At 73.0% G+C, this 12,275-nt stretch carries 10 protein-coding genes; 9 read left to right on the top strand and 1 reads right to left on the bottom strand.

Annotated features, from left to right (window positions below; genetic code table 11):
* The first annotated feature begins 36 nt into the window (after nt 1–36).
* The 5 genes from QQM72_RS14720 to QQM72_RS14740 all read left to right on the top strand — a co-directional run bounded on the left by QQM72_RS14720 (nt 37) and on the right by QQM72_RS14740 (nt 6,802).
* Nucleotides 37–1,080 (top strand): aminomethyl transferase family protein, encoded by a 1,044-nt coding sequence (locus QQM72_RS14720; RefSeq protein WP_314221311.1) that lies wholly within the window; start codon nt 37–39, stop codon nt 1,078–1,080.
* Nucleotides 1,080–3,398 carry a beta-ketoacyl-[acyl-carrier-protein] synthase family protein gene (locus tag QQM72_RS14725; RefSeq protein WP_314221312.1) on the top strand — a complete coding sequence of 773 codons (2,319 nt, stop codon included), beginning with the start codon at nt 1,080–1,082 and terminating at the stop codon, nt 3,396–3,398. Before QQM72_RS14720 ends, QQM72_RS14725 begins: the two co-directional genes overlap by 1 nt.
* On the top strand, nt 3,398–4,015 hold the full coding sequence (locus QQM72_RS14730; RefSeq protein WP_314221313.1) for a hypothetical protein: 618 nt from the start codon (nt 3,398–3,400) through the stop codon (nt 4,013–4,015). Before QQM72_RS14725 ends, QQM72_RS14730 begins: the two co-directional genes overlap by 1 nt.
* Nucleotides 4,012–5,169: a hypothetical protein gene (locus QQM72_RS14735; RefSeq protein WP_314221314.1), complete on the top strand. Its 1,158-nt coding sequence runs from the start codon at nt 4,012–4,014 to the stop codon at nt 5,167–5,169. The genes QQM72_RS14730 and QQM72_RS14735 overlap by 4 nt, the downstream gene beginning before the upstream one ends.
* A 187-nt stretch (nt 5,170–5,356) precedes the next feature.
* Nucleotides 5,357–6,802, top strand: a complete 1,446-nt coding sequence (locus tag QQM72_RS14740) for a DHA2 family efflux MFS transporter permease subunit (protein WP_314221315.1) — start codon at nt 5,357–5,359, stop codon at nt 6,800–6,802.
* Between the two features lie 123 nt (nt 6,803–6,925).
* Here the strand turns inward: QQM72_RS14740 and QQM72_RS14745 are convergent, their stop codons facing one another.
* Nucleotides 6,926–7,921 (bottom strand): helix-turn-helix transcriptional regulator, encoded by a 996-nt coding sequence (locus tag QQM72_RS14745; RefSeq protein WP_314221316.1) that lies wholly within the window; start codon nt 7,919–7,921, stop codon nt 6,926–6,928.
* A gap of 319 nt (nt 7,922–8,240) precedes the next feature.
* Between QQM72_RS14745 and QQM72_RS14750 the strand changes: the two genes are divergently transcribed.
* The 4 genes from QQM72_RS14750 (at nt 8,241) to QQM72_RS14765 (ending at nt 12,261) form a co-directional block, all read left to right on the top strand.
* Nucleotides 8,241–8,540, top strand: a complete 300-nt coding sequence (locus QQM72_RS14750; protein WP_314221317.1) for a hypothetical protein — start codon at nt 8,241–8,243, stop codon at nt 8,538–8,540.
* A 204-nt stretch (nt 8,541–8,744) separates the two neighbouring features.
* Nucleotides 8,745–8,918, top strand: a complete 174-nt coding sequence (locus tag QQM72_RS14755) for a hypothetical protein (protein ID WP_020127978.1) — start codon at nt 8,745–8,747, stop codon at nt 8,916–8,918.
* 55 nt (nt 8,919–8,973) lie between these two features.
* Nucleotides 8,974–10,803: an AfsR/SARP family transcriptional regulator gene (locus tag QQM72_RS14760; protein ID WP_314221318.1), complete on the top strand. Its 1,830-nt coding sequence runs from the start codon at nt 8,974–8,976 to the stop codon at nt 10,801–10,803.
* A gap of 93 nt (nt 10,804–10,896) precedes the next feature.
* Complete coding sequence (locus QQM72_RS14765; protein WP_314221319.1) at nt 10,897–12,261, top strand: DUF4190 domain-containing protein; 1,365 nt, start codon at nt 10,897–10,899, stop codon at nt 12,259–12,261.
* Nucleotides 12,262–12,275 lie beyond the last annotated feature (14 nt).

The raw sequence follows: 12,275 nt of genomic DNA on the forward strand, positions 1-12,275 counted from the left end.
TTCCATCACTTCTTTTTCGAGAGGAAACGCCACACCATGACCACCACCACCGTCTCCGCCCTCCGTACCGCCTCGGACGACTACGCCACCGTGCGCACCACCATCGGCGCCTACCGGATCGACGCCCCGCTGGTCCGCGTCTCGGGCGACGAGCGGCTTTCGCTGCTCGACCAGGTCCTGGCCAGGTCGGGCGACTTCGTCGAGCCGGACTCCGTCCGCGAGGTGCTCGCCCTGAACGCCGACGGCACCCCGTTCGCGATCCTGCTGCACTTCGAGATCGGCGAGGACGCCTGGCTGCTGCCCCGCACCCGGGTCAGCGCCGACGAGCTGCGCGGCTACCTCGACGGGCTGGACGTCCCCGAGGGCGTCGAGGTCGACATCGAGCCGGAGGGCTGGGCCGCCACGGCGTTCGAGGGCCCGACGGCCTGGTCGGTCGCGGCGCGCTTCGTCGACTTCGACATCTCGGGCCTGACCCTGCACGCCGTCACCGAGGCCGCGCTGTCCGACGACCCGGCGGCGCTCGCCCACCTGGCCCGTGTCGGCACCACCGGCGAGTACGGCTACCTGCTCATCAGCAACGCCCCCGAGGCCGCGCACCGGGCCGTGCTGGCCGCCGTCCGTGAGGAGGGCGGCGCGCCGGTCGGCGACGAGGGCCTCGCCCGGGTCCAGGCCGAGGCCGGCATGGCCGTCTACGCGGCCGGCTTCGCCGGTCTCTCGGTCGACGAGGCCGACCTGTCCTGGATGATCGACTGGAACCGGATCGGCGAGTTCCGCGGCTCCGACGACCTGGTCAGGCCCACCGCCGAGACCGCCCGGCTGACCGCCCTGGCCGCCCCCGCGGACAGCCGGTTCACGGCCGGCACGCAGGTGACGGCGGGCGGCCGGGAGATCGGCACGGTCCTGTGGCAGGCGCCCTCCGCCAACCCGGAGGAGGAGCTCGTCTTCGCCCTGCTGGACGCCCCGTTCTGGGTCTCCGGCCTCGAACTGGCCGCCCGGGACGAGCAGGCCGCCGAGCGCCCGCTGCGCACCGTGACCCTGCCCCGTGTCATCGCCCGCTCCCTCACCACCCGGATCGCCTGATGTCCACGCCGAGAATCGCCCTGACGGGCCTGGGACTGATCACCGGCGCCGGTGACGACGTCGAGAAGGGCTGGTCGTCCATCGCGGCCGGCACCTCCGGCATCCGCACCAACACCCTCATGGACACCTCCGAGCTGCTGACCGAGTGGGCCGGCATGGTCACCGGCGAGCAGCCGGCCGACGTCGACCGCTGCTACGGCCTCGCCGCCACCGCCATCCGGGAGGCCCTGGAGAGCAGCGGGCTCGACCTGGACACCGTCGACCGGGACCGGGTCGCGGTCGTGGTCGGCTCCAGCCTCGGCGCCATGCCCACGCTGGAGAGCGTCCACGCGGACCTCGTCCACGAGGGGAAGCTGGACGCGGAGCGGGCGGCCGCCGTCCAACTGCCCTGCGTCGGCGACTACATCGCCGCCGAGTTCGACCTGCGCGGCCCGCGCGTGGTCCTGTCCAACGCCTGCGCGGCCAGCGCCGTGGCCCTCGGCTACGCGGCCGAGCTGCTGTGGAAGGGGGACGTCGACCACGTGATCTGCGGCGGCGTCGACCCCCTCGCCTCGCTCTCGGCGTACGGGTTCAGCGCCCTGGGCGCGCTCGACCCGGAGCCGTGCTCGCCGATGTCGGCGTCCACGGGCCTGACCCTCGGGGAGGGGGCCGGGTTCATGGTCCTGGAGTCGGCGGACCGCGCCGCCTCCCGGGGCGCCCGGGTCCTCGCCGAGCTGGGCGGCTACGGCCTCTCCTGCGACGGCTACCACCAGACCGCCCCCGACCCGAGCGGCAAGGGTGCCTGCGCCGCCATGGCCCAGGCCCTGGACACGGCGGGTCTGACCCCGAGGGACGTCGACTACCTCAACCTGCACGGCACGGGCACCCCGGCGAACGACGCCTCCGAACCGAAGGCGGTGAAGCTGCTGTTCGGCTCCTCGGTGCCGCCGGCCAGTTCCACCAAGTCGATCCTCGGCCACACCCTCGGCGCGGCCGGGGCGGTCGAGGCGGTGGTCAGCACCCTGGCCATCGACCGCGGCACCCTGCCGCCGACCGTCAACACCCGTGGCGTGGCACAGCCGTTCGGCCTGGATGTCATCCCGGACGCCGGCCGCGCCGGGGCCCGTCCCGAGGTGGTCATCTCCAACTCCTTCGCCTTCGGCGGCAACAACGCCTCCGTCGTCCTCAACCGGCCGGGCCGCCCGAGTTCGGCCCCGCGCCGCACCGAGCAGGTCCACGAGGTCGTCGTCACCGGAGTCGCGGGACTGGCGGGCGGCGCGGGCAACACCGCCGACCTGGTGGCCGCCCTCGACGGCGAACGCGCCTGCTTCACCGCCACCGAACACGTCCGGGGCGTGGGCGACGTGCTGGTCGGCCGGGTGGACGTCAAGTCGGCGTCCCGGGGCATCAACCCGAGCCGGGCCCGCCGGATGGACCCGCTCAGCCTGCTGGCCGCCGCCGCGGTCGCCGACCTCTACGGGCGGCACGGCAAGCCCTCGCGGGCCGAGGCCGAGGGCACGGGCATCGTCTTCGCCACCGGCTACGGACCGGTCACCTCGGTCCTTCAGTTCCACAAGGGCGTCCTCCAGCAGGGCATCAGCGGCGCCAACCCGGCGCTGTTCGCCAACACCGTCGTCAACGCGGCCGCCGGCCATGTGGCGATGCTGCACCGCTACCGCGGCTACACCGCGACGATCGCCAACGGCGGCACCAGCTCCGTCCTGGCCCTCCAGCTCGCCGCCCGGGTCATCGCGCGCGGCATGGCGGACCGGATCATGGTCGTGATCGCCGACGAGTTCCCCGAGCAGGCACTGGCCACCCAGGCCGGCCTCCCCGGCTACGCGCGCTGCGGACCGGTGGTCCCCGGCGGCCGCAGCGGCATGGTGCTCAGCGAAGGCGCGGCGGCCGTCCTCCTGGAGAGCGAGCGGTCGGCCTCGTCCCGGGGCGCGGACGTCCTGGCGAAGGTGCGCGGCTACGGCGCCTCCGGCGAGTCGGCCGGCATCGGCCGCATCGGCCGCGACGGCGAGGCCTGGGCGCGGGCGCTGCGCGGCGCGATGGCCGAGGCCCGCGTCACGCCCGACGAGATCGACACCGTCGTCTCGGCGGCCTCCGGCTACAGCCTGGTGGACACCGCCCAGTCCCGGGCCCTGCGCCTCGCGGGCCTCGTCGACCGCCCGACGATCACTCCCAAGGCCCTGCTGGGGGAGACCTACGGCAGCGCGGGCGCCCTGGGCCTGGTGGCGGCGCTGACCGCCCCGACCCGGCAGGGCAGGCTGCTGCTCTCCAGCTTCGCCTACGGCGGCAGCTACGCGGCGGCCGTGTTCGACACGGAGGCGTGATGGGGGCGCTGCTGGGGCTGGTGATGGATCCGGTGGTGCGCGGCGCGGCGCGACCCGCCCCGATCGACTGCCTGGTCACCCGTCACCCGCACCTTCCCCGCGACCGCATGGGCCACCGCCTCGACGCCTCCGGCCGTTCGCTGATCATCGAGGCCGTGGCCCGGGTGTACGGCCTCGACATCGGGGCGCGGGACCTCACGAGGGACGTGCACAAGCGCTGGTACGTCCCGGCCCACCACCTCACCGCCTCGGTCGCGCACTGCGACGGCTGGAGCGCCGTGGCCCTGTCGGCCGGTCCGGTGCACCTCGGGGTGGACCTCCAGGACGAGCGGGACCGTCCCGCCGCCATGCGGTGGCTCGGCACCCTGCTCGGCCGCCGGCAGCCCGCCGAGATCCGGGACTTCGCCGAGTGCGAGGCGCTCATCAAGGCCTCGCACGTCACCAAGGAGACCTTCGCCGGGGTCCGGCTGCCCGCGTGGCGGCCGGGCTGGCGGCCCACCAACGTGGGCGCGTACCGGGTGCGTTCGACGACGGTGGCCCCGGCGATGCACCTGGCCCTCGCGGCCGACGCCCCCGCCCCCGTCCGTATGCACACCCCGACCCTGGAGCCGGCATGACAGCCACGGCGGCCGCCGTACGGCCCTATACCCGCCGTATCTCGCAGATCGAGCGCGGCTACCTGAACGCCGCGGCCACCGGCACCCCGCAGCTGATCCAGATGATCGTGGAGGGCGAGGGGCGCATCGACCCCGACGCCCTGCGGGACGCGGTACGCTCCGCCACCCTCGCGAGCCCCGGCCTGGCGGTCCACCGCCGTGGCGCGGCCTGGCGGGCGGACGGTTCGCTCCCGCCCGTCACGGAACTCCCCGAGAGAACCGGCTTCGACGCCCCCTTCTTCCACCGCGACCTGGACGTCGTCACCGGCCCGGTCTGCGAGGTCGGGCTCGTCGCGGGGCCGTCGGCCCGGCTGGTCGTCCGGGCCAGTCACATCGTCACCGACGGCCGCGGGCTCCGGCAGTGGATCGCCGACGTGTTCCGGGTGCTGCGCGGCGAGGAGCCGGTCGGCGCGGCGTCCGTCGTCGACGACACCCACTTCCGGACGGCCGCCGGGAAGGTGCCGCCCGCCGAGCCGCCCGCCCGGCTGGAGGGCCTGCCCGCGATCCTCGGCGAGGGACCGGCCGACGGCGCCCCGCTCTGGGTGCGGCGCCGGGTGCGGGCGGCCCCGTCGGCGGTCACCGCCCGGGTGGCCGCCGCCCTCTCCCGCCGGCTGGGCGGCGAGACGGGCCGGCTGATCGTGCCGGTGGACCTGCGCCGCCACGACCGTACGGTCCGCTCCACCGCCAACCTCACCTCCCGGCTGGTGCTGGACCTGCACCGGGACGACAGCTGGAAGCGGCTGCACGGCCAGGTCGTCCGGGCCCTGCTCGGCAAGCGCGAGGTGGCCGCGCTGGAGGGGGACTTCCTGCGCAGCAATCCCTTCGCCAACTCGCTGCGCGAGGCCCAGGAACTGGACGGCACTCGGTTCCCGTGCACGGCGATCATCTCCGACCACGGCCGGATCGACACCGCCGAACTGCGCACCGACCGGTTCCGGCCGACCGGCTTCACCACGCTGCCGATGCTCGTGCCCTACGCCGAGATGTTCCTGAGCACCTGCCAGGTCGGCGACGAGACCGAAGTGACCCTGTCCTGCCGCAGGCGCCCCGGCGCCCGCGAGGCGGCCGGGGCGGTCCTCGACGACATCGAGCACGCGCTGACCGACACACCCTGACCGGCCCGCTCCACCAGGCCTCCGGCAGCCGGACGCCGACCGGCGCGAGCCGCCTGCCCCGAACTGACCGAGGCGCGCCGACCGGTACGCGCCGACCGGTACGCGCCGACCGGTACGCGCCGACCGGCGCGAACCGCCCCGGCCCATTGCCCTGTTGACCTCATCGCCCTGCTAAGGACGCCCACCCATGGCACTGACCGAACAGACCAAAGAGGACGCGCCGAGCCCTCCGCGGGCCGCTTCCGGCCCCGCCCTCGTCACGATGGCCGCGGCCATCACCGGCGGCTTCCTCGCCCTGCTCGACACCACCATCGTCAACGTGTCCCTGCACGAGACCACGGCCAGGTTCGGTTCCATCGGCCAGGTCCAGTGGGTGGTGACCACCTATCTGATGGCGCTGGCCGCCACCATGCCGGCCACCGGCTGGCTGGCCACCCGGTTCGGCGTACGGCGCGTCTTCGCCGCCGCGATCCTGCTGTTCGCGCTCGGCTCGGCGGCCTGCGCGGCGAGCCAGACCCTGCCCGAGCTGATCGCGGCCCGCGGGGTCGCCGGCGCCGCCGCCGGTGTGCTCACCCCCGCGTCGACGATCCTGCTCACCAGCGGCGTGCCCCGCGAACACCTGGGCCGGGTGCAGTCGTTGAACGGCAGCGTCATGCTGATCAGCCCGTTGCTGGGCCCGACGATCGGCGGCCTCCTGGTAGAGGCCGGGGGATGGTCCGCGGTGTACGTCGTCAACGTCCCGCTCTGCGCCGGCCTGCTCTACGTCACCCTGCGCCGGGTCCCCGCGGACCGCCCGAGGGAGGGTGCCGCCAAGCCGCTGGACGTGATCGGCCTGGTGTCCTCGGCCGCCTGCACGGTCTGCACCGTACTGGCCGTGCACGAGTTCTCCGACCACGCCCTCGACGGGCGGGCGGCCTTCCTGTTCCCGCTGGTCCTCGCCGTGGCGAGCGGTGCCGTGTTCGTCGTACGGGAACTGCGCGCGGCCCACCCGCTGCTCGACGTGCGCCTGTTCGCCCACCGCGTGTACCGGACGGCCGCGATCAACATCTTCTGCCTGGGCTTCGTCCTGTACTCGCCGATGATGCTCATCCCGCTCTACTTCGAGACCGCCCGCGGCGAGACGGCCGTGACCACCGGTCTGCTGATGTCCACGGGAGGCCTCGGTGTGGTCACCGCGGCCTGGCTGTGCCGGGTGCTGATGAAACGGCTCGGCGGTGGCGGCACCGTCGTCGTCGGCATCACCCTGACGATGCTGGCGACCGTGCCGCTGACCACGCTGTCCTCGGACACCTCGTACGTGCTGCTGTGCGTGAGCCTCGTGGTGCGCGGCCTGGGCACCGGACTGACGATCGTGCCGGCGATGACCCGTGCCTTCCAGTCGATCCGCCCGCAGTCCATCCCGGACGCCTCCGCCCAGCTCAACCTGATCCAGCGGATCGGCGGCACGGTGGCCCTCGCCGTGGTCACGGTGGTCCTGGAGCAGGCGGCCCGAGAGCGCCACGGACTGGTGCCCGGCGCCTTCGCCCACTCCTTCACCTGGGTCCTCGCGATCTACACCGTCACCCTGCTCCCCGCCCTGGCCCTGCTCCTCGCCGACCGCAAGGAGGCACGCGCCGGCGCGGTGCCCGCGTGACCGTACGGGCCCTGTCGTCGCACCTTCGCCGTCCGCGCCCGGGGCGCGGCGGGCGGGAATGCGACGACAGGGCCCGAGGCGACCGCCCGGTATGAGGCGCCGGTGCCCGTGCCGGTGCGGCGCTCAGCGCGAGGAGGGCAGCCAGCCGTCCTGGACGGCGTGCACCCCCGCCTCGAAGCGGCTGCGCGCGTCCAGGCGTTCCATCAGGGTGGCGGCGGTGCGCCGGGCCGTGCGCGGGGAGACGCCGAGGCGCTTGGCGATGGCCTCGTCGGTATAGCCCTGGGCGAGCATCTTGAGCACGGCACGCTCCTGCGGCGGCATGCCCTTCGCCTCGCACTTCGGTGTACTGCCCAGCGCTGTCGCGGTGTTCCACACGCCCTCGAAGAGCGCGCACAGGGCCGCGACCGTCCCCGCCCCGCTCAGCACCACCCCGCCGACCCGGGCGTCGCTCGTGTCGACCGGCAGCACCGCCTTGCACCGGTCGAAGATGATCATCCGGACCGGCAGTTCGGGCACGGTACGGACCTGCCCGCCGCGGGAGTGCAGCCAGCCGACGTGGTCCAGCGTGGGCTGGTGGTTGCGCACACTGTCGAGATAGACCGTTCGCATCCGCACCCCGCGGTCGAGGAGGGCGGAGTTGGGGGCGCGACTGGCCTGGAGGTCCTCGGCCCGGTGCGCGCCGCCCGGCGCGAACGTGGCGACCTCGACCTGGGCCGCCTGGGCCAGTTCCGTGAGCCGTTCCCGGATCGCCTCCAGGCCGTCCAGCTGTTCGGAATCGCTGTCGATGCCCCGTGGTCGTAGCGAGGAGCATTCGGCGATCAGTTGGGCCGCCGCCGCTCTGGATTTCTCCACGCGCATCTGCTGCGCCGCCAACTCCGCCTGCTGGCGCGCCAGCAGCACCTCCATGGCGGTCTCCGGGCCGACGGCCCGGAACCCTATGCCCTTGCGGGCCGATGGCTGGATCAAGGCGAGTTCGCTGAGCCGGTCCAGCCCCGCGCGGACCCGTTCCTCCGGCAGCCCGAGCCGGGACACGAGGACGATGATGCCCTCCAGTGGATTGGCCAGCATCCACCGGTAGATGGCTTCTGCCTCGGCATCCAGTCCCAGAACCTCCAACATGATGCAGTCCCCCTGTTGCTGTCACACACTGCACACACTGTGTTCGAAACTTAGCGCCCCCGAGCTTACTGACCTTGAACTGCCGATGGCGGCTCGGCGGCACGGAGGACGGTTCCGGCCAATAGCTCGGCTTTCAACCATCTGTGGTGCCAGAGTGAGGACCGCACCGCATCCCGGCCGGCGCGAGGCGCTTCCCTCCCATTCGAGGACGGCTTCCGGGGCGGCTTTCGGCTTCCTTCCGTATGGCGCTTCATGCCATGGCACAAAGCGTCCACCGTGAGCCGGTCCACGGCTGCTGAACAGCGCCGAAGATGAAGACATGTATCTCATCCACGTGCGCCTGCGCGCCCCTGCCGAGGAGTCCGCCCGGCCTGATCTGGCGGCGATCGTTTCCTCGTGCGCCGAGGAAAGCGACGGCCTGGAACACGTCTCCGTGCACGCGCACGCCGGTGAGGGCCTCACGCTGGGCCTTTTCCTCCTCGCCGACTCCCTGGCCGCGGCCGAGGACAGCGCCGCGCGGCTGTCGCGGCGAGCCGTCGAACACCATCCGGACCTGCTCGGCTACGGCGTCGTGACCTCCGGGGCCGTCCTGGTGCCCGGCCCCTGGTGGGACGCGTGAGCCTCGCGTTTCCCCAGGTCGGGGTGGACGGGTTAGGCCGCTGCACATTCCGTCCAGCCGTCTGCTGTTCCCTCCGGCCCGCCCGCCGAGCAGAGTTGAGCCATCGACGGAACGAAAGCCGCCGAAGACTTCACCGAAGAGTCCGCTGAACAGTCCGGAAGTATTCGCTCCGGAAATCCGCTCTCTCAATCGAGGAGAAAATCCATGCAGGGCACCCGTGTCTCCAAAATCGTCGCCGCCGCGCTGATCGTTCTCGGCGGAATGGCGATGACGGTGACCGTCACGGATTCTCCGAAGAACATCACGCACGCCGTCGAGAGTGACCTCCGCACCACCGCGGGGGACCACACCGACGGCGATGTCACCTGGGGCCCCTGAACATTCACGGGGGCATGTGCTGAACCGAGTTGAAAGACATCGGGGGACAGAAGAAATGGAATTCCTGGTCCTGGGATCTCTGGAACTGCGTGAGTCGGGCATCCCGATCCGCGTCCGGGGTATGCGGCAACAGCGGCTCCTCGCCCTGCTGCTCCTCAACGCCAACCGGGTCGTTCCGATGGACGCCCTGGTGGACGAACTGTGGGAGGACCCACCGTCGTCGGCCCGTCCGCAGGTGCACAACGCGATCCGCGACCTGCGCCGCATCCTCTCCGCGTCGGACACCAGCCTGGTCACCGTGGACGTCGGCTACCGCCTGGTCGTACCCGAGGACGCCGTGGACGCGCACCGGTTCGCCGGCCGGGTGCGCGCGGCCAAGGTGGCGGAGCGCGAGAACCGGTACGCCGAGGCCGTCCGGCTGCTCCAGTCGGCGGTGGACCTCTGGCGCGGCGAGGCCTTCGCCGGGATCCAGTGCCCGGCGGTCTCCGGCGCCGCGGTCAAGCTGGCCGAGCAGCGGCTGACCGCCCTGGAGGACCTCGTCGCACTGCGCCTGAAGCTCGGCGAGACCGGCTCCCTCGTCGGGGAACTGCACGCGCTGATCGCGGAGTACCCGCTGCGCGAGGCCCTGCGCGGCAGTCTGATGATCGCCCTGTGCCGCAGCGGCCGGCAGGCCGACGCCCTCGCGGTCTACGACGAGGGCCGGCGGTTCCTGGTGGACGAACTCGGCCTGGAGCCGAGCCCCCGGCTGCGCGCCCTGCACGCGGAGATCCTCGCCGACTCCCCGGACCTGCACGGCTCGGGGGGACCCGCCCTCGCGGCGGGCGGCGCCGAGCCGTCCGGCGACCGCGGGACGGGACCCTCCGCACCGCCCGGGAACGGCAGGCACTACCTGCCCCACGACCTCACGGACTTCACCGGGCGTACCGCGGAACTGGCCACCCTGTCGGCCGTCGCCGCGCAGGAGCCGGGCGGCTCGCCGGTGATGGTGGCGATCGACGGCATGGGCGGGGTCGGCAAGACGACGCTCGCGGTGCGCCTCGCCCACCGGGTCACCGAGCTCTACCCGGACGGGCAGTACTTCATCAACCTGCACGGCTTCAGCGCGACCCGGTCGCCGGTGCCGACCGAGCAGGCGCTCGCCGTCCTGCTCCAGGCGAGCGGCCTCACCGCGCAGGAGATCCCGCCCAGCCTGGAGGAGCGCAGCGCCCTGTGGCGCTCACGTCTGGCGGGCCGTCGCTGCCTGGTCGTCCTCGACGACGCGGCGGACAGCGCCCACGTCACGCCCCTGCTGCCGGGCACCGGGGGCACGCTGGTGCTGGTGACCAGCCGGCGCAAGCTCACCGCCCTGGACGGCGCCCTGCCGCTCTGCCTCGACGTGCCGCCGCCCGCCGACGCCGTGACGCTGTTCCGGCGGATCGTCGGAGAGCCGCGCGCGCGGCGCGAGCCGGCGCAGGTCGCGCAGGCCGTGGAGCTGTGCGGCCGGCTGCCGCTGGCCCTGCGCATCGCCGCGACCCGGCTGCGCGACCGTCCGGCGTGGGCCGTCGCCGACCTCGTCGAGCGCCTCGCGCACCCGGCGCAGCGGGCCCGCTGTCTCCAGACCGCCGACCGTGACCTGATGGCCGTCCTGCGGGTGTCCTACGACCATCTGAGCGCGCCCGAAAGGCGGTTCAGCAGGCTCATCAGCCTCCAGCCGTCCGCCTCCTACGACATCGCGCACGCGGCCCTCGTCACGGGGCTGCCTGCCGGGGACGTGGAACACCACTTCGACGCACTGATCGAGAACAACCTGATCCGGGAGGACACCCCGGCCCGGTTCTCCTTCCACAGCCTGATCCGGGACTGCACCCGGGAGCTGCTCGCCGAGGAGGCGGGCGCGGCCGTCTGAAGCGAATCTCCGTTCCGCCCCTGGTCGTGCCGCGCTTACGATGCGCGCAGTCGTACAACTGCCTGAACCGTCTGAACCAGGAGCACGGTACTCGTGTCCATACCCCCGCCTCCCGGGCCGCACCAGCCCCAGGACCCGTACCAGCCTCCGCAGCCGCAGAGCCCGTACCCGCAGGACCCGTTCGCCCCGCCCCCGCAGGACCCGTACGCCCAGGGGCCGTACGGCCCGCAGGGAGCGCAGGGCCCCATGGGTCCGGGTCCGATGGGTCCGGGTCCGATGGGTCCGGGGCCGATGGGTCCGGGGCCGATGGGGTCGTACCCGCAGGCGCCGTACCCGCAGGCCCCGTACGGCGCGGTGCCGTATCCCGCCTGGGGCCAGGGCTACAGCCCCTACGGCCGGCCCTCGCCGGTCAACGGTGTGGCCATCGCCGCCCTCGTCCTCGGCCTGCTCTGCTTCCTGCCGGGCGTCGGGCTGCTCCTCGGGATCATCGCCCTGGTGCAGATCAGGAAGCGCGGGGAGCGCGGCAAGGCGATGGCGATCGTGGGCACGGTCCTGTCCTCGGTCGGACTCGCGGTGTGGGTCCTCGCGCTGTCCACCGGCGGCGCCTCCGACTTCTGGGACGGCTTCAAGGAGGGTGCGAGCGGCAACTCCAGCTTCGCGCTCGCCAAGGGCGACTGCTTCGACGTGCCGGGTGAGACCTTCGACGAGGACGTCTACGACGTCGACGAGGTGGACTGCTCCGGCGAGCACGACGCCGAGGTGTTCGCCACGGTCCCGCTGACCGGCGACAGCTTCCCGGGCGACGACCACGTCACGGACGTGGCCGACGACAAGTGCTACACGCTCCAGGACGCCTACGCGATGGACCCCTGGGTGCTGACCGACGAGGTCGACGTCTACTACCTCACGCCCACCGCGGACAGCTGGAGCTGGGGCGACCGCGAGATCACCTGTGTCTTCGCCAACGTGGACGAGAAGGGCACCCTGACCGGCTCGCTGCGAGCCGACGCGTCGACGCTGGACGCCGACCAGTTCGCCTTCCTCAAGGCGATGGCCGCCGTCGACGACGTCCTCTTCGAGGAGCCGGAGGAGTACGCCGAGGAGGACCTCGCGAGCAACCGCACCTGGGCCGGTGACACCGGCGATGTGACCGGCGATCAGGCGGACCGGCTGGGCTCGCGCCTCTGGGAGACGGAGACCCGGAAAGCGCCCGTGGCCGCCCTGGTGAAGGACATGCGGGACGCGGCGAAGGAGTGGGCGGCGGCGGAGAAGGCGACCGACGCCGACGGCTTCTACGAGCACTACGACAAGGCCTACGCGTACGTCGACGGCGCCACCACCGTCACCGCCCGCATGGCTCTGGGCCTGGCCACCACCCCGCCGGCCTACGACGAGGACTCCGACAGCGGGAGCGGAGGCGCGGGCGGGGGCGACAGCGACAGCGGTCTGGATGTGTGATCGCGTCCGCAGCG

Source organism: Streptomyces zaehneri (assembly GCF_032248645.1).
GTDB classification, from domain to species: domain Bacteria; phylum Actinomycetota; class Actinomycetes; order Streptomycetales; family Streptomycetaceae; genus Streptomyces; species Streptomyces coriariae.

Excerpts from the sequence above, each read along its gene's own strand:
- QQM72_RS14760 (WP_314221318.1), top strand. The coding sequence starts at position 8,974 with ATGGAATTCCTGGTCCTGGGATCTCTGGAACTGCGTGAGTCGGGCATC.
- QQM72_RS14725 (WP_314221312.1), top strand. The coding sequence starts at position 1,080 with ATGTCCACGCCGAGAATCGCCCTGACGGGCCTGGGACTGATCACCGGC.
- QQM72_RS14745 (WP_314221316.1), bottom strand. The coding sequence starts at position 7,921 with ATGTTGGAGGTTCTGGGACTGGATGCCGAGGCAGAAGCCATCTACCGG.
- QQM72_RS14750 (WP_314221317.1), top strand. The coding sequence starts at position 8,241 with ATGTATCTCATCCACGTGCGCCTGCGCGCCCCTGCCGAGGAGTCCGCC.
- QQM72_RS14735 (WP_314221314.1), top strand. The coding sequence starts at position 4,012 with ATGACAGCCACGGCGGCCGCCGTACGGCCCTATACCCGCCGTATCTCG.
- QQM72_RS14730 (WP_314221313.1), top strand. The coding sequence starts at position 3,398 with ATGGGGGCGCTGCTGGGGCTGGTGATGGATCCGGTGGTGCGCGGCGCG.
- QQM72_RS14720 (WP_314221311.1), top strand. The coding sequence starts at position 37 with ATGACCACCACCACCGTCTCCGCCCTCCGTACCGCCTCGGACGACTAC.
- QQM72_RS14740 (WP_314221315.1), top strand. The coding sequence starts at position 5,357 with ATGGCACTGACCGAACAGACCAAAGAGGACGCGCCGAGCCCTCCGCGG.
- QQM72_RS14755 (WP_020127978.1), top strand. The coding sequence starts at position 8,745 with ATGCAGGGCACCCGTGTCTCCAAAATCGTCGCCGCCGCGCTGATCGTT.